Source organism: Arthrobacter sp. Soil_C_60 (assembly GCF_057656375.1).
This window is the reverse complement of record NZ_JBDGKM010000002.1, coordinates 117,853-133,305: the sequence shown is the minus strand read 5'-3', so window position 1 is coordinate 133,305 and position 15,453 is coordinate 117,853. Positions and strand designations below refer to the sequence as shown.

The 15,453-nt window shown below is 65.1% G+C and carries 17 protein-coding genes; 8 read left to right on the top strand and 9 right to left on the bottom strand.

What is annotated here, in order from left to right; genetic code table 11:
• Nucleotides 1–2,091, top strand: a complete 2,091-nt coding sequence (locus tag AC3A4M_RS04365; protein ID WP_498734190.1) for a transglycosylase domain-containing protein — start codon at nt 1–3, stop codon at nt 2,089–2,091.
• On the opposite strand, the gene AC3A4M_RS04360 is transcribed toward AC3A4M_RS04365, so the two are convergent.
• On the bottom strand, nt 2,088–2,513 hold the full coding sequence (locus AC3A4M_RS04360) for a hypothetical protein (protein WP_498734189.1): 426 nt from the start codon (nt 2,511–2,513) through the stop codon (nt 2,088–2,090). The genes AC3A4M_RS04365 and AC3A4M_RS04360 overlap by 4 nt on opposite strands.
• A gap of 410 nt (nt 2,514–2,923) precedes the next feature.
• Here AC3A4M_RS04360 and AC3A4M_RS04355 point away from each other — a divergent pair, with 410 nt between their 5' ends.
• Complete coding sequence (locus AC3A4M_RS04355) at nt 2,924–3,064, top strand: hypothetical protein (protein ID WP_498734188.1); 141 nt, start codon at nt 2,924–2,926, stop codon at nt 3,062–3,064.
• A gap of 46 nt (nt 3,065–3,110) precedes the next feature.
• Here the strand turns inward: AC3A4M_RS04355 and AC3A4M_RS04350 are convergent, their stop codons facing one another.
• Both AC3A4M_RS04350 and AC3A4M_RS04345 read right to left on the bottom strand, forming a co-directional pair.
• The gene (locus AC3A4M_RS04350) at nt 3,111–4,154 is read right to left on the bottom strand and encodes a matrixin family metalloprotease (protein WP_498734187.1); all 1,044 of its coding nucleotides are present in this window, start codon (nt 4,152–4,154) and stop codon (nt 3,111–3,113) included.
• 67 nt (nt 4,155–4,221) lie between these two features.
• A complete protein-coding gene (locus AC3A4M_RS04345) occupies nt 4,222–4,533 on the bottom strand; it encodes a hypothetical protein (protein WP_498734186.1) in 312 nt (103 codons plus the stop codon).
• 221 nt (nt 4,534–4,754) lie between these two features.
• Between AC3A4M_RS04345 and AC3A4M_RS04340 the strand changes: the two genes are divergently transcribed.
• The 3 genes from AC3A4M_RS04340 (at nt 4,755) to AC3A4M_RS04330 (ending at nt 9,150) form a co-directional block, all read left to right on the top strand.
• Nucleotides 4,755–7,634, top strand: coding sequence for a GH25 family lysozyme (locus AC3A4M_RS04340; RefSeq protein WP_498734185.1), 2,880 nt, complete (start codon nt 4,755–4,757; stop codon nt 7,632–7,634).
• A gap of 177 nt (nt 7,635–7,811) precedes the next feature.
• Nucleotides 7,812–8,294, top strand: coding sequence for an SRPBCC family protein (locus tag AC3A4M_RS04335; RefSeq protein WP_498734184.1), 483 nt, complete (start codon nt 7,812–7,814; stop codon nt 8,292–8,294).
• Nucleotides 8,295–8,301: 7 nt separating this feature from the next.
• Nucleotides 8,302–9,150 (top strand): LssY C-terminal domain-containing protein, encoded by an 849-nt coding sequence (locus tag AC3A4M_RS04330; RefSeq protein ID WP_498734183.1) that lies wholly within the window; start codon nt 8,302–8,304, stop codon nt 9,148–9,150.
• Here the strand turns inward: AC3A4M_RS04330 and AC3A4M_RS04325 are convergent.
• Nucleotides 9,147–9,554, bottom strand: a complete 408-nt coding sequence (locus AC3A4M_RS04325) for a hypothetical protein (protein ID WP_498734182.1) — start codon at nt 9,552–9,554, stop codon at nt 9,147–9,149. The two genes, AC3A4M_RS04330 and AC3A4M_RS04325, sit on opposite strands and share 4 nt — an antisense overlap.
• A 296-nt stretch (nt 9,555–9,850) precedes the next feature.
• Here AC3A4M_RS04325 and AC3A4M_RS04320 point away from each other — a divergent pair, with 296 nt between their 5' ends.
• The 3 genes from AC3A4M_RS04320 to AC3A4M_RS04310 all read left to right on the top strand — a co-directional run bounded on the left by AC3A4M_RS04320 (nt 9,851) and on the right by AC3A4M_RS04310 (nt 12,471).
• Nucleotides 9,851–10,174 (top strand): AI-2E family transporter, encoded by a 324-nt coding sequence (locus tag AC3A4M_RS04320; RefSeq protein WP_498734181.1) that lies wholly within the window; start codon nt 9,851–9,853, stop codon nt 10,172–10,174.
• An 82-nt stretch (nt 10,175–10,256) separates the two neighbouring features.
• On the top strand, nt 10,257–10,607 hold the full coding sequence (locus AC3A4M_RS04315) for a hypothetical protein (RefSeq protein ID WP_498734180.1): 351 nt from the start codon (nt 10,257–10,259) through the stop codon (nt 10,605–10,607).
• Between the two features lie 268 nt (nt 10,608–10,875).
• Complete coding sequence (locus AC3A4M_RS04310; RefSeq protein ID WP_498734179.1) at nt 10,876–12,471, top strand: LpqB family beta-propeller domain-containing protein; 1,596 nt, start codon at nt 10,876–10,878, stop codon at nt 12,469–12,471.
• A gap of 57 nt (nt 12,472–12,528) precedes the next feature.
• Here AC3A4M_RS04310 and AC3A4M_RS04305 read toward each other — a convergent pair whose 3' ends face one another.
• From AC3A4M_RS04305 to AC3A4M_RS04285, 5 genes are all read right to left on the bottom strand, one after another.
• Nucleotides 12,529–12,990: a DUF4383 domain-containing protein gene (locus AC3A4M_RS04305; RefSeq protein ID WP_498734178.1), complete on the bottom strand. Its 462-nt coding sequence runs from the start codon at nt 12,988–12,990 to the stop codon at nt 12,529–12,531.
• 104 nt (nt 12,991–13,094) lie between these two features.
• Complete coding sequence (locus tag AC3A4M_RS04300) at nt 13,095–13,514, bottom strand: hypothetical protein (protein WP_498734177.1); 420 nt, start codon at nt 13,512–13,514, stop codon at nt 13,095–13,097.
• 50 nt (nt 13,515–13,564) lie between these two features.
• Complete coding sequence (locus AC3A4M_RS04295) at nt 13,565–13,990, bottom strand: PRC-barrel domain-containing protein (protein ID WP_498734176.1); 426 nt, start codon at nt 13,988–13,990, stop codon at nt 13,565–13,567.
• A 307-nt stretch (nt 13,991–14,297) separates the two neighbouring features.
• Entirely contained in the window at nt 14,298–14,591 is a 294-nt protein-coding gene (locus AC3A4M_RS04290; protein ID WP_498734175.1) for a DUF1540 domain-containing protein, read from the bottom strand.
• An 86-nt stretch (nt 14,592–14,677) separates the two neighbouring features.
• Nucleotides 14,678–15,442 carry a hypothetical protein gene (locus tag AC3A4M_RS04285; protein ID WP_498734174.1) on the bottom strand — a complete coding sequence of 255 codons (765 nt, stop codon included), beginning with the start codon at nt 15,440–15,442 and terminating at the stop codon, nt 14,678–14,680.
• Nucleotides 15,443–15,453 lie beyond the last annotated feature (11 nt).

The window sequence follows — 15,453 nt, the reverse complement described above, 5'->3', positions numbered from 1 at the left end:
ATGCGCATTCACAAGACTCCTTTGCTGGACAGCTCGACGAAGCTGGGCAAACTGGCCCTCTTCTTCGGGGTGAGCGTGCTGTGCGGCGTCCTGGCGGCCGGGCTCCTGGTCCCGTCCGTCGCCGTGGCCGCCGCGGGAGCCAACACTTCGGTGGACATTTTCGACCAGCTGCCAAGCGATCTCGAGACCAGTCCCATGGATGAGCCTTCCACCATCTATTCCGCGGACGGCGAGCTCATTGCCACCTTCTATGCGGAGAACCGGGTGCCCGTGACGCTGGACGAGGTGTCGCAGCACATGCAGGATGCCATCATCTCCATCGAGGACACGCGGTACTACGAGCACAACGGGGTGGACCTGCAGGGCATCATGCGCGCCGCGGCCAGCAACCTCGCCGGCGGCAGCCTGCAGGGAGCGTCCACCCTGACCATGCAGTACGTGAACAACGTGCTGATCGACAACGGCGTGGAAGCGGGAAAGAGTGTCGATGAGCTAACCATCAGCGGCACCAAGAACATCACGGACAAACTGCGGGAGGCCAAGCTGGCTATCGCCGTCGAACGGGAGTACTCGAAAGAGGAAATCCTGCAGGGCTACCTGAACATTGTGCTGTTCAGCGGCCAGACCTACGGTGTGGAGGCGGCCGCGCAGACCTACTTCGGGATTCCGGCCGCCGAGCTGAACATCGCGCAGTCCGCCATGCTCGCCGGCATGGTGCAGTCGCCGAACTACTTCAACCCGGTCACCAATCCGGAGGCCACCAAGGAGCGCCGGGACACGGTGCTGGGGGCGATGCTGCGCAACGGGAAGATCACCCAGAAAGAGTACGACGACGCCGTCGCCTCGGATCTGGAGATTGACCTGCAAACGGTGCAGTCGGGCTGCGTGGGGGCTGAGTCCGCCGCCTACTTCTGCAACTACGTGGAAAACCTGGTGATGCAGTCCGACGCCTTCGGTGAAGATGCCGCAGAGCGCGCCAAGCTGCTGGCCCGCGGCGGCCTCAAGATCCAGACCACGCTGGATTCGCGGCTGCAGGAGGAAGCTCAGGAGCAGATCGAGGAGCAGGTGCCCGTGGGCGACGCGTCCGGCGCCGGCTCGGCCATGGTCTCGGTTGAACCGGGTACCGGGAAGATCCTCGCAATGGCGCAGAACACCAACTACACGCCCGAAGCAGGCGAGGGCAACACCGAGCTGAACTTCAACGTGGACCCGGATATGGGCGGAACGCCGTACGGCTTCCAGCCGGGCTCCACCGTGAAGCCGTTCACCACCGTTGCCTGGCTCGAGGCCGGGAATGCGTTGAGCGACGTGGTGGACGCCAGCCGCACCTACTATCCCGGCGGGTACAACTGGACGGCCAGCTGCCTGCCGGCTACCGCGTACTTCAGCGAGTGGGATTTCAAGAACGCGCTGCCCGGCTACGACCGCCCGATGACCGTGAGCGAGGGGCTGACCTCGTCGGTCAACTCGGCGACTGCGGCCCAGGCAGCCATGCTGGACCTGTGCGAAATCCGTGATGTGTATAGCAAGCTGGGCGTCCACCGTGCGGTGGACGGTGAGCCGATGGTCGTGAACAATCCGTCCTTCGTGATCGGCGGGCAGGAAGTCTCCCCGCTGACCATGGCCGCCGCGTTCGCCGCCTTCGCCAGCGGGGGAGAGTACTGCGAACCGATCGCCCTGACCGAGGTCACCGACTCCGAAGGCAAGAGCTACGAGATCCCGGAACCGGCGTGCGAGCAGGTTCTGGCACCGGGTGTCGCGGCAGCCATCAGCAAGCCGCTGCAGGACCTGGTGCAGGAGATGCCGGGTAACATCTCGCCCATCGGGGTGCCGGCCGCAGCCAAGACCGGCACCACCGACCTCTCCGAGCAGACCTGGACGGTTGGCTACACCAAGGGCATTTCCACCGCGTCCTGGGTAGGCAACTGGACGTCCTACTCGTCGCTGAACTACGTCCCGATCAACGGCGTGGTTCGCGACTATGTGGACGGCTCCACCATCGCCGGGGCGCAGTGGACCGAGTACATGCGCGAAGTGGCTCCGCTCTACGAGACCGGGGACTTCGGCGAGATTCCCTTCAGCATGCGCTAATTATCCACCAGTTCCAGCTCCGCGGTGGCAGTCACCTGCTCGCAGGCACCCACGGTGCAGGTGGCCAGGAAGATGCGGGCGACGGCGGTTCCTTCAGTGAACGCGAAGAAGCCGCCGGATGCCAGCACGGACACCTCCACGCTTTGCTCTGCGCCGGTGCAGTCGACCGGAGCGGCGAACCCGTTGCCGGTGGCGACACGGTCATCATCGATGGCTTGGGCGATTTCGGCGAAGACGTTCGCATTCTGCCCGGTGTCGCACGAGTAGGTAATGGACAAGGTGACAGCCGCGCCGTCACCGAGAAGTTCGCCCTCGTCGGGAGCGGTGATGGTGCCGGCTGCGCTCGCGGGCGCGGCGACGGAAAAGGCGGTCAGGAGTGCGGCGGCTCCGGCCGCAGCCAAAGCGCGTGACAGGGTTTTCATGATGGGGAAGTCCGATGCGACAAAAGAGCGGGAATTTGGGGAGGTCGCCTAAGTAGGCTTGGTTCCGCTGAGCCGGAGCGCACTGTGCCACTTGTTCCGCCATTTTATCCGTCCCTTCCGCACCCGGCGAGGGGGAGGAAATGTCCTTGCCAGCAGCACATAGACTCCTCCCCGATGCTATGCACTTGCACACTGACGGAGTGCCACTGCCTCCCATAGTCTGTGACCAAGACCGCAATCCTCAACCGGAAGACCGGTCCGCACTCCGTCCGGGAGTGCAGGTCCAGGGCCTCGACCGACCTCTTGCCCTGAAGTCCTGGAACCGAACGGTGCCACGGCAGCAAACCCTGCCGTGGCACCGCATCTGACCCTCCCGGCTGCAGGATGAGAAGCCGCATTAAGGACTAGCAATGACCCACACTGTTCTGGAAGACAAACCGACCGAGATCACCCTCGATTCAAACAACGGCATTGCCGCAGACTCGTTTCCGGACGCCTGCGGTTTCGGCTCCGGCCGCTGCCCCTACTGCGAAGGTCCGGAAACGGACTGAACCTCGGCGCCTGCTGCCGAGGTTCCCAGGCGCACAGGTTCGTGCGTCAAAGCTCGGGGACGCACTCGCCCTGCCCGAGGAGGGCGAGGCCGGCGCGGTCCCCGTCGGCGAGTTGCGTCTGGGAGTTGCCTCCCGCGTACATCAGCTGGCCCGGATCATCCACATGGTCCAGCCCCAGGACATGGCCCAGTTCATGCACGACGACGGACCGCGCACCTTCCCAGCCGCCGGGGTACTGCAGCACCTCGCGCATCTGCGGGCCGTCCAGCTCCACCTGCCCGGTGACATAAACCATCGTTTCGCCCTCGAGGCCAACCGGGGAGCTGCCGCCCAGGCCGATGGTGTCGCCGTCCAGATCCGGATTGTCCGCAGGCGTTGACCAGGCAATGAGCACCGGCGCCCAGCGCTCACCATAGCGGTCCGGCTGGTACTTCGGTCGGCGGGCCTGAGGCGCTTCGGTGGTTTCGCCGTCGTTAATGAACTGCAGTCCGGAAGCCTCGGAGACAATGCCGACGGCCTCCTCGATCATTTCCGCTCCGCCAGCCGGCGCGCCCTCCGCGCGGACAACATAGTGGATCGGCCGGCAGGGGTCGAAGGCGACGAAGGGCTGGTCCAGCCCGTCGAATTCCAGGAACCGGTACTGGTCCGAGCCGGTGGCGGCCGGCGGCGTGCCCAGCGGCGCATCCGCAGCTTCAACGCCCGACGGCGGCATCTCGGCTGCCGCTAAAAACCCCGGTAGGGCGTTGAGCACGCGGCTCCCCATCGTCGGGGCAAGCAGCAGGGCGCCGACAACAGTGATGGACACCGCGGTGGTCAGCCAGAGAGGGTACCGGCGGTTCCGGTGGAGGCCGCTCTGGTTCCTGCGGCGCCGGGCGCGGCGTTGATTGCGCCGGGAAGCCGGGGAAGTAGCGGGAACCGGGGGAGTTCGCCAGCCCGCCGGAGCGGGTGCCTGACCGAGGGCCTCGTCCAGCGCCCATTGCGGGATGCGGCCAGACGCGGAACGGCGCAGGGTCTCCGGTGTACCGGTGATCCTGCGGCTGACGTTTTCGGCGGGCGGAGGGTACGGTCCATCCCCACGGCTATGCGGCATTTGTTTCCCCCAACTGCCTGATTCACCCCAGCCTAGCCCGGGGCCAGGACATTTCCGCGGCCGGCAGCTACCGGCCCAGCAGCAACCAAAGGGCCCCTGCACACGCGGCGACGGCGAATGCTGCCGTAATTGTCCGGACCTGCCGCAGCCGCGGGCCCGTCCGCAGGTCCCGGCGCATCGGCAGCGGGGCGCCGGAGGGTACCTTGACCAGCGGGACAGCGGCCATCATTGCCGTGGGCGGAACGGGATCGGCGGTACCGAGGCGGATGTCGCGGCGGCGCGGATAAGCCAAGGTGTGTGTCGCGTAGCTCATGAACCTGTCTTTCAGCCGGCGACCGGCATAGGTTGCAGTGGTCAGGTGAAAAGTTACTTGGGTCACCTTGGAAATACCTTGCAGCCCCTGACAAGCCACAACACTTCCGGGCGCCAGTGAGGCGCGCGAGCGTGACCAAACCGTAACCCAAGCACGTGGTGAATCGGTTACTCTTATTCGGCGCCGCGTGTCTCGGATTGGGGCGGTGCACCAAGTCTCGTTATCTGGAGTTACCTGTGAACATAGTTCATTCGCGCCCGCCTTCCTGCGGCCCCATATATAAACGATTGACCGCGCGGAAGGCCTGGCAGCGCGCTGTCTCCGGCGCCACTGCCCTGACCATCAGCGTTGCCGGAGTGCTCATCATGCAGCCGGCAGCCGCGGCCGAATCCCTCCCCGCTCCGGCCGTCACGGTGACGGAACCAACCGAAACCCAGGCGCCGCCGTCGTCGGTTGACGCCGGGTTGGCGGAACCACAAACGCTGCCGGACGTGCTCGAGTCCGCGGAACCGGTGGAAGACGCCGCACCGGGGGAAAAACCCGCCGCCGATCCCGCCGATGAGCTGTCAGATGCGCCGGCCACTGAAGCGCCGGAGGTCCCCGAGCCGGTGCAGACCGCCACCCAACCCGCCGACGATGCGGGCGCCCCGGCGGAGGACATCCCAGTCGAAGTGGACGTGGACAAGCTGACCCAGGCGCAGAAGCTCGCGCTGCTCGAGAAGCTGCAGGGCGAACACGGCGCCGAGATGGGCAAGGGCCTGGAGATGCGCCAGGAACGCGAAGCCGAACTCCAACAGGAAGATGCGCAGGAGGAGCTCGCCGAAACGCTCGACGTCCTCGAAATCGAGCGGACGGCAGCCGTCACCATCGCCGCGGCCACCAACCGCAACCACTGGCGTGCGCCGGGCATCCAGGGCATGGACGTCTCCGGCTGGCAGCCGAGCGTGAACTGGCAGACCGAGTGGAACCTCGGCGCCCGCTTCGCCTACGTGAAGGCAACCGAGGCGACCAGCTACAAGAACCCGAGCTTCGGCAGCCAGTACTCCGGCTCCTACAAGGTGGGCATGATCCGCGGCGCGTACCACTTCGCCATTCCCAACGTCACCAGCGGCAAGGCCCAGGCGGACTACTTCGTCAACAACGGCGGCGGCTGGTCCGCCGACGGAAAGACGCTCCCGCCGCTGCTGGACATCGAGTTCAACCCGTACCCGGAGCTGGGCAACACCTGCTACAACATGAGCCCCTCGCAGCTGGTCAACTGGGTGCGCGACTTCTCGAACCAGATCAAGGCCCGGACCGGCCGCGTCCCGGCGATCTACACCAACGGCAGCTGGTGGAACCAGTGCCTGGGCTACAGCAGCGCCTTCAAGGACCACCCGCTGCACATCGCGCATTTCTCCACCGGCAACGTCACCTACCCGTGGCTGCCCGCCGGCTGGACCCGCTACGACATCTGGCAGTACAGCGAATCCGGCCCGTTCCTGGGCGACTCCAATGTCTGGCGCGGCACGCAGGCACAGCTCGTCGCCTTCGCCAAGTATCCCAACGGCGTGAGCGCCCCGGCACCCGCCGTGGCACCGAAGCCGGCCGGCGACTACACGGTCACCAGCGCGGTCCCCGGCGACTTGAACCGCGACGGCAAAACCGACATGGTCTCCCGCCGCACCGACGGCACCCTCTGGTACTACCCGGGGAACGGGGCCGGTGGCTACGGCAAGGCCGTGAAGGTCGGCGGCGGCTGGTACATCTACAACAAGCTGATCGGCGCAGGGAATTACGACGGCGATGCTTACCCTGATCTGCTGGCCCGCCACCGGGACGGCTCGCTCTGGCTCTACCGGGGCACCGGCGCCGGCGGAAGCCAGGCCTTCAAGCCCAGGGTCAAGGTCGGCTCGAGCGGCTGGAACCAGTTCACCGAGGTCATCGCCGCCGGCGATCTGAACGGTGACCGCCGGGCGGACGTGCTGGCCACGGGCGCGGACGGGAAGGTGTGGTTCTACCCCGGCCTGGGCACAGGGAAGACCGGCTCCCGGGTCCAGGTGGCCTCGGGCTGGCAGTACACCAAGCTCGCCGCTCCGGGCGACTACTCCGGCGACGGCAAGGCCGACGTCCTCGCGGTCAAGTCCGACGGCACGCTATGGCTGTACCGGGGGACCGGGCGCAAGGCGGCCATGAATGCCTCGTTCGGCGTGCCGCAGAAGGTCGGCTCCGGCGGCTGGCAGAAGTTCAGCCAGGTCCTCGGCGCGGGCGACAACAACGGCGACAGGAAGCCGGACCTGCTGGGCATCTACCCCGACAAGTCGCTGCGTTTCTACGCCGGCACCCAGATGCAGGACACCTCCGGCATGCTGCCGCGCGTGGCCGCCGGAACGGGCTGGAACGCCTACAACCTGGTGGCAACGCCGGGCGATTTCAACGGCGACGGCAGGGCCGACCTGGTGGCCAGCAAGTCCAACGGCACGCTGTGGTTCGCCGCCGGCAACGGCAGGGGCGGGCACGCCGCCGCGGTACGCATCGGCACCGGCTGGCAGATCTATACCGCGCTGGTCGGCGTGGGCGACTTCAACCGGGACGGCGCCAACGACCTGCTGGCCCGCGAGTCCGACGGCTCGCTGTGGCTCTACAAGGGCACCGGCCGGGTCAACTCCATCAGCGAAGGCTACATGCCCCGGATCCGCATCGGCGCCAGCGGCTGGAACCAGTTCAACACGCTGCTGGGCGCCGGCGACGTGAACCGGGACGGCAAGAAGGACCTGATCGGCGTGCGCCCGGACGGCACGGCGTGGCTCTATCCGGGCACCGGCACGGGCAAGGTTTCCGCGCGCAGCCGGATCGCAACCGGCTGGAACAAATACGACCACCTCACCGCCGTCGGCGATTACGACGACGGCGGCACCGGCGACCTGACGGCCCGCAAGTCTGACGGCACACTGTGGCTGCTGGCCGGACGCACAGCCGCTTCCTCGGGCGGTTGGTTCGCGGCGGAACGCAAGATCGGCAACAGCGGCTGGTCCCAGTACAACCGGATTTTCGGGCCCGGAGACGCCGGCACGGACAACAAGCCGGATCTGCTGGCCACCCGGCCGACGGGCGCCCTGTACTACTACGCCGGCACGCGCTTCACGAACAACGGCGTGAAGCCAGGGATGCTCAAGGGCACGCTGTAAGAGTCCCTCGCAGGACTCGGCAGCACCCAGCGGCAACACCAGGCGGCGGTTCCGGGCATTGGGCCGGGGCCACCGCTTTGTGCTGCCGGAATCCTTGACCGCACCGCCCGGCAGGCGGATGCTGAACTTCACTAGTGCCCCGTCCGGGGTGCGGAAGTTCAATGGAGGAGCTTTGCCGTGCAGACCTTGGATCGGGACGAGCTCACCACCTATATCGACGCTGCGCCCGAGGCCGTGTACGCCATCGTCGCGGACGTCACCAGGACACCTGAATACAGCCCGGAGGTGGCCGAATGCGTCTGGCTTGACGGCGCCTCAGGACCCAAGGTCGGTGCGAGGTTCAAGGCCCGCAACACCGTCGGCCGGGCCAGTTGGCACAATAAACCGGTGATTACCACGGCGGAGCCGGGCCGGGAGTTCGCGTTCGCCCGGACCGAACCGTTCGCCGGGACCCTGGTCTGGCGCTACCGGTTCGAGCCGGAAGGATCAGGAACCCGGGTGACCGAATTCTACGAAGTGGTGCGTCCGATCACACGGATCGGCTGGTGGATCATCGAGTCCGGCAGCAAGGAAAACAAGAACCGGCGGGCGGTCATGCACGCAGGCATGGCCCAAAGCCTCCAGCGGCTCAAGGCACTGGTCGAAGGCCAGCCGCGCTGACCGGACGATGAATACGCAGCGCGGGGACCGGGAACCGAACCACCTGATTTCAGACCTGCGCTGGTACCGCCGGATAGAGGCAACTGCCCTGCTCTGGCTGCAGCGGTTGTTCTTTTTCCTCTCCACTGCGCTGGCAGGATGGGCTGTTTACGAACTGCTGCTTGAGGAAATTGACGACGGCGGGCGCCGGTTTTGGCTGTTCCTGCCCATCTGGGTGCTGGCGGCTTACGTGCTGTTGCCACGACTGAACCGGTTACTGACGAGGATCTACGTGCCCAGCTATTTCATCGGCCGGACACGCACCGCGGACGGCTTGCTCGGTGATCCGGTGAACCTGGCGGTCATCGGCACTGCCGCGCAGCTACGGACCGCCATGCTGTCCGCCGGGTGGGCGGAAGCGGATCCGCTGACCTGGCGAACGGGCTGGCATATTGTCCGGGCCTCCCTGTTGCGGCGCAGCTATCCGGCTGCGCCCGTCAGCCCGTTGTTTGTTTTCGGGCACAAGCAAACGCTGGTGTTTGAACGGGAGGTAGCAGGCAGCCCGGCGGAACGCCACCATGTCCGGTTCTGGAAGTGTCCGCCGGGATGGCGGCTGCCCGGCGGCTTCAAGGTGGATCTGGTGGGCGCAGCCACATTCGACCGTCGGGTGGGGCTGTCCCTGTTCACCTTCCAGATCACCCATAAGATCGCAGAGAACACGGACAACGAGCGGGATCTGGTTGCGTCCGCGCTGCATTCAGCCGGTGCCGCCGTCCACACGGTCAGGCACTTCTCCACCGGGTACCACAGCAGGAACGGCGGAGGAGATGCCATCGAAACGGACGGCGACCTGCCCATCATCACCTTGGCTGGCTAAGTTTCCTGGACCTCGTCGGCGACGACAACCAGCTCCTGCTCGAATTCGACCACACGCTCCGTCTCGTCGTCGTTCAGGTCGATGCCCAGCCGTGGTTCGACGTCGCTCAGGAGGAAGCTTTGGACGGTGCCGCTGACCCGTACGTCGTCGCCTTCCTCCAGGTTTTCCGTCATGCCGGCGGCCAGGACCATGGTGTCTTCACCGACGATGAAAACGTTCGGCCCGACCACTTCTTCAACTTCGGATTCCACGGTCACGGATTCGCCCAGGATTTTGGCCGCCGCGGCAGGTCCCTCTTCCTCGGCTTCCTGGACCGGGGTTTCATTAGCGCAGCCCGTCAGCATGGCCGTACCCAGCGCTGCGGCCGAGAGCAGCAGGGCTGCCCTGTTCCTTCGTCCCATCATGGTCACCCCTCGGATGTGGTGGTGGGTGCCGGTTGGCCGGCACCCTTATGGCTCCAACGTAGGCACCGCCGTCCAGCCCGACAACGGAGGTGGCTCGATCGTCATCGGCCGCCCCTCCTGCAGTTCAATCGTTGCACCGGCTGCCGTAGGCCGCGCCTTCCGTAGGGACTGCGGAGGCGGTTTATGCGACTGTGACAAGGATGCAGGTCTGGTTGTGACTTGGGCCGTTTCTCTGGCGAAGGGGAGCGGTTATCATAGGGTGACCGCATGGAGACCGGTGAAAGCTGCTGGCCACGGTGGCCTTCCTGGGGTCCTTCGTGCCGATGGTAGGAACGATCGTCTCTTCGACCGTGATCACCCTCGCATGCCTCGCCGGTTCTCCCCAGACAGCACTGGCAGCCGGAATCTACTGTTTCGTGTACATGCAGGTTGAGGCCTACATCCTGACACCGTGGATCATTGTCAAGGCCGTGGAAGTGCCCGGCGCCCTTGTGGTGATCGCCGTGGTTGCCGGCGGAACGCTGGGCGGTGTGCTCGGCGCACTGGTGGCAGTGCCTTTGGCGGCATCTGCGGTGATCATCGTGCGGAAAGTGGTCATCCCGAGGCAAAACCTGCATTAGCGTCCCTGCTCTGGCGGCGGCATCATGCGGGCACTACGCTGGGCTGAACAAACCATCAGTCTGCTTATGAGTGGCGGGAGCCTTGGCGATGAGTGATTTAAGCGACGTGCGCGAGGGAATGGATGTCTTCGATGCATCCGGTGAAAAAGTTGGAACGGTGAAGTCGGTTAAGTTCGGCGATCCGCAGGCGACCACCGCTGAAGGGCAGACCTCCGACCGGGACCCCAATATGGTCCATGCCGTGGCGACGGCACTGAGTGGGCAGGCGAACCTGCCGGAAGAACGCAGGGAACGGCTGCTGCGACTGGGCTATGTAGAGGTGGACGGAAAGGGCTTTGGAAACAACTTCTTTGAAGCCTCCGACGCGGTAAAGAGGGTCTCCGGGAACGCTGTTTACCTGAACCACACCCGCGGGGAACGGACAAAATCCTGACCCTGCAACAAGCCCGACCGACAGCGCAGGCGCACAGCCGCCTCCCAGCATGCATGGAGGGCGCCCGAAGTTTGACCGCCTAGGGTGATGACCGGCCCAGCCGGCTGACTACCCGCGCGGGAGGTGAGCTTCCGCTGCCAAGGCGAGCGGCCGACGTCGTTGTTGGAAGGACCCTATCGTTTTGCATTCAGCGTTCAGGACACTGGCTGCCGTGTTGCTGTTTGGACTGGCCCTCGCGGGATGTTCTTCCATTCCGGAAATAGGGCCGGTGGATAAGGTCGATCCGCCGACCGAAGGGGCTCCGGTCGGGGAGTACACGTTTAATCCGCCGGGACCCGAACCTGGTGCCGGACCGGAGCAGGTCATCGAAGGCTTCCTGCTGGCGGGCACCGCGACCCAGGATGATTACGGTACGGCCCGGCAATTCCTCGCCCCGAAGCTCGCGGGCGAATGGCGGCCCACCGAGCGGACGCTGGTCTACGACGGCGGGGTGAAGATCACCAAGGCGGCCGGGGAGCACGCCTACGTCCTGAACTTCGAGGTTGCCTCCGTCATCGATGCCCGCGGTATCAGGGTTATCGCGGATCCCGGAACCACGCGTTCCGTGCCCGTGGACCTCGAACAGGTGGACGGCCAGTGGCGCATTTCCGGTATTCCGCACGGGACGGTGGTCTCCGCCTCGGACTTCCCCTCGCTGTTCGAGGGGTATACCGCGTATTTCTTCGACCCGACCTACAGCTATGCGGTACCCGACATCCGGTGGCTGGCCAGCCGCCAGGGAGTCGCGGCGAGCCTGGCAACGTTGATGCTCGAAGGTCCTGCGCCCTATTTGGCCGAAGCCGTGGTGAGCGCCTTCCCCGAAGGCACCCGGCTCGCGCAACAAGCGGTGCCGGTTGAATCGGGTGTGGCCGGCGTGGACCTGACGTCCGATGCCCTTGACGGCACGACCTTCCTGGACCGGCAGCGGATGCAGCAGCAACTGGAACTGACCCTTGGTCCGCTGAACACGGTGAGCAGCATCAGGATGTCGGTGGGCCAGCGTGATGTTGAAACCGGCGACCGGGCCGCGGCGGGATTCGAACCGGCGGTGAAGGATCCGGCGGTCGGCAGCAGGCAGATTGCCGTGCTCGACGGCGAGCTGGTCTTCTATGAAGGATCCGCTGCCGTGCCGGAGACGCAGCTGCCGGAGGTTGCGCAGCTGCATCCGCGCGAACCGGCGCTGGCTCCCAACGGGGACGAAGCAGCCTTCCTCGGCGACGGCGGACTGTTCACGATCGGTGCGGACGGAACGGTAAAGAACGTGGTTGCCGGCACCGAACTGACCGGTCCGAGCATCGGCCCGTTCGGCTGGGTCTGGACCGCCTCCGGCCACGGCGGCTCGGTGTCGGCGGTTCCGCTGGACCGGAGCGGCGGGTCTGCAGTGCCGGTTGCTGCGGAATGGCTGGCAGGTGCGGAAGTGACGGACTTGAGGATTTCGCGCGACGGAACCCGCGCCCTGCTGATCTCGCAGGAGGGCGGGGACAGCAAGGTACTGGTGGCGGGCATCGTCCGGGACGGGGACGGAGTCCCGCTCCGGCTGGGCGAGCCTAACGAACTGCGTTCCCCCGTCGCCGCCGACAGCGCAGCCTGGGCAGACGAGACTACCGTGGCGGTCCTGGACTCCGGCGGAAGCGCGGCGGCTGTGCTCCGGCTCGACGGCAGCTCCGAGGAACTGGGGGAGCTGGACGGCATGGCAGAAATTAGCGCAGGGAACGGACCGGACAACATCTACGTCCAGACCTCCGATGCGCTCTACTCGCGCGTGGGACACAGTTGGTCGGCGCAGCCACCCCCGGTGGTCCTGGATCCGGCCTTCCCCGGCTAAGCGGGAGCGGCCGGCGCCAGGGCCCGGGGCAGCTGCGCACGCTCAAAGGCGCCGGAATCACGGCCTTTCGCGGTCCAGGTTCTTCGGACCTCTGATCAGGCCGAGACCGATCAGCAGCGCGCCGAGCACCAGATGGAACCAGTTGTCCACTTCGCCCGCGGGCACCCACAAGGTCGACCCGTACCTGACATTAATGAGTCCGTAGGCCGCGCAAGCGACGTTGAACAACCCCAGCCCGATCAGGGTGGCTTTAGTCGCACCGGCGCTGCGCTGGGCAGCGGCAAAAATGCCGGCAGCGAACAGCAGCATCAGAACATTGTGCGTAATGGTGACCGGCAACAGCCCGAAGAGGAGGGCATCGGTGCCGATACCTGTTACCTCCAGCTGGCCGTACTCGGTGGTTATGCCTGGGATGAAGCCAAGGATTCCCAGGAGGCCCAGGACTATGGCGACGACTCGCGCGGTTTTCTGCACCGGCGTTGCGTGGGCCCGGCGTTCGTCCGGACGCCGTTTGTTCATGTTGACCATTTTCTTCTCCCTCGGATTGCGGCCGGCAAGGCCGTGCTTCTGTCTTTGGACCAGCCCCCGCTGTCTGCTTGTTGGCCTCCCCTTTGTTCGCTAAGTTATTCGCTAAGTGCCGTAATGAGAGCCAGGAGGGCCGCATAGAAGAGAATCCCGATGGTGAACCAGGCAAAACTGGAATTGCGGTTGGAAGGGATCTCTTCCTTGAACACGTTCAGCAAGATGGAACCGCCGAGGAAGGCGGTCAGCGCCACCAGGAAAATAGCCAGATCGAGCAGCGGCGTGGGTTCGACGACGTCGGAGAGGGCTTCGCCTATGGCCTCGTTTCCTGCGGCGATCTCCGGGAGCAGGTGAAGAAAGACATAGGTGACCGCCAGACCGCCCGCGAATGACCCGGTGGCACGTTCCGGCACCAGCGGCAGTTTGCGGATGCCCGGCGCGCTGAAATGCAGCGCGGCGAGCAGGACGGCAATAAACAACGACCCGGCCACGCTTTGCGCCACATCCATTTCAAGGGTCACCCGGCGAACTCCTTACGACGTGCGTGCGGGCGGTCAGGAAGGAAGGCCTATCACCTCACCGGGGGATAGGGGTAGCCGGGGTAGATGTACCCGGGTGCCCAGTAGGGCGCGTAGCCGTAGTAGCCGTAAAGATCCTCGTAGTAGCCGCGCTCCTCGACAATGTCGGGATCGTAAGTTGGCGCACCTGCTATCTTGTCTTTGGCCTGGTCGATACGGACCTCATCGGCAGTGATGCCGGAGACGGTTTCAACGGGAATGAACGACTTTGTCTCGCCCAGCCCGAGGAAACCTCCGGAGGCGACCACCAGGAAGCGTACTTTGTTCTCCGTCGGGTCGACCAGGAGGTCGTCGACTTCGCCGAGTTCCTCACCGTCTCTGGCTTTAACGTTCCTGCCGCGGATGTCTTCGTCATCTTGGGAGACGGTCCGGGCAATGTCGCTGAGCTTTTGGAGGCTGGCGACTTTATCGTCTGTCATGGTTTCTCCTCGTCGGCAATGCAATATCGAGCGGGTTCGGCGGTGTGTTGTGGCGGACTCCTCCATCCCGGGCCGGTCTTCTTTAGGTGCCCTGTTTTTCACGTTACGGAGGGTGCAGAGGGGCTGCAACGCATGTTATCCACCTGTGACTCCATCTGCTGCCCGGGGCGGCAGGTACATCGTTGCCCTGCCGGAATTGTGATCGACCGCTGATTTTCGGCATGGCAATGCGCTGGAGCGGTATGGGTGCCACTCCAGCGCAGGCGCCAGGCTATGAGTGCGGCGGTGGCGGTCGCCGGCAGGCCGACTACTGCTTGTGTGAGTAGGTCAGGCAGTCCGCGTTGTCTGCACCAGGGCCGACGTGGACTTCGGATGCGTTGCAGAGCAGATGTTCGTTGTGGACGCACTCCGCCCGCTGGCAGGCACCCACTTGGGCGAGGACCTTGGGCAGGCCGCCATGCTTTCCAATGTCGACAAAGGTTGCACAGGCGGCGTGGTCTTCACCCCCGCCAACGGTAATGGCAACCGCGGTACAGCCTTCATGATCATTGAACCCGCAGCGGGTTACGCTGCAGTCGGCAACACTGGTGGTAACAGTCACGACAGAACCTCCATGTCAGGTCGTCCGGGACGGACGATACCTCTTTCCACGGTAAGCCCGGATGGAGCTGAATAATTAGTGCTGATTTAATGCCCTATTTCCGCTGCCCCTGACGTGCTGGAGAGATCAAGGAAGATTCTGTGGTCGACGCCCATGACAAACCTGTCGCCGGGCACGGCGGTCTCCAGGAACCGGGTGACAGTGCCCAGATCCGTGGAGATGCAACCCCATGATTCGCTCATGCCCGCATGCAGGAAGATCGCGTAGGACAGACCCGCCCTTGGCTCCATGTCCGGCAGTCGGTTGTAGTTGATGACAGCGGCCTGTTCGTAGAGCCCTTCCTCCATCAGCGCCCACAGATTTTCGTCCGGCCAGACGCCCTTGCCCTCGAAATACTGGTTGTAATGCTCGCCCGGACGTCCGCTCCAGCGGGAGAGCTCATTGAGCTGGTGGTATTTCAACGTTGTCCCGGGATCCTGGCGCCCAAAGGCCTCGGTAACGGTGTAGGACCCGGTGGGCGTTTCCAGCGAATCCACCAGCACCTCGCCGGAACGCCCGAACCCCTCGCTGCCCGTGAATCCGGTGGCCTGCCACTCTTGGGCATAACCGCCGCGCACCTGCACGCAGCTCGTGAGAACGACCTCGGTCTCCCGGAACCGGTCCGCAATGGCGAAGGTGACGCGTTGCGCATCCCCGGTGTCGTACGCAACCAGCCCTTCGCCCAGGCTGTGGCACGGGCCGTCCACGGCTGCCGCCGGCTCGGCAGGGCCGCGGAAGGACACCGGCGCCGAGCAGGCAGTGAGCGCACAGACTGCCATCGCCATCCCCATCAGTGCTTTGCGAGTTCCCATCGTGCCCATCT

Excerpts from the sequence above, each read along its gene's own strand:
- AC3A4M_RS04325 (WP_498734182.1), bottom strand. The coding sequence starts at position 9,554 with ATGATGGGACGAAGGAACAGGGCAGCCCTGCTGCTCTCGGCCGCAGCG.
- AC3A4M_RS04365 (WP_498734190.1), top strand. The coding sequence starts at position 1 with ATGCGCATTCACAAGACTCCTTTGCTGGACAGCTCGACGAAGCTGGGC.
- AC3A4M_RS04350 (WP_498734187.1), bottom strand. The coding sequence starts at position 4,154 with ATGCCGCATAGCCGTGGGGATGGACCGTACCCTCCGCCCGCCGAAAAC.
- AC3A4M_RS04330 (WP_498734183.1), top strand. The coding sequence starts at position 8,302 with ATGAATACGCAGCGCGGGGACCGGGAACCGAACCACCTGATTTCAGAC.
- AC3A4M_RS04360 (WP_498734189.1), bottom strand. The coding sequence starts at position 2,513 with ATGAAAACCCTGTCACGCGCTTTGGCTGCGGCCGGAGCCGCCGCACTC.
- AC3A4M_RS04295 (WP_498734176.1), bottom strand. The coding sequence starts at position 13,990 with ATGACAGACGATAAAGTCGCCAGCCTCCAAAAGCTCAGCGACATTGCC.
- AC3A4M_RS04285 (WP_498734174.1), bottom strand. The coding sequence starts at position 15,442 with ATGGGAACTCGCAAAGCACTGATGGGGATGGCGATGGCAGTCTGTGCG.
- AC3A4M_RS04305 (WP_498734178.1), bottom strand. The coding sequence starts at position 12,990 with ATGAACAAACGGCGTCCGGACGAACGCCGGGCCCACGCAACGCCGGTG.
- AC3A4M_RS04355 (WP_498734188.1), top strand. The coding sequence starts at position 2,924 with ATGACCCACACTGTTCTGGAAGACAAACCGACCGAGATCACCCTCGAT.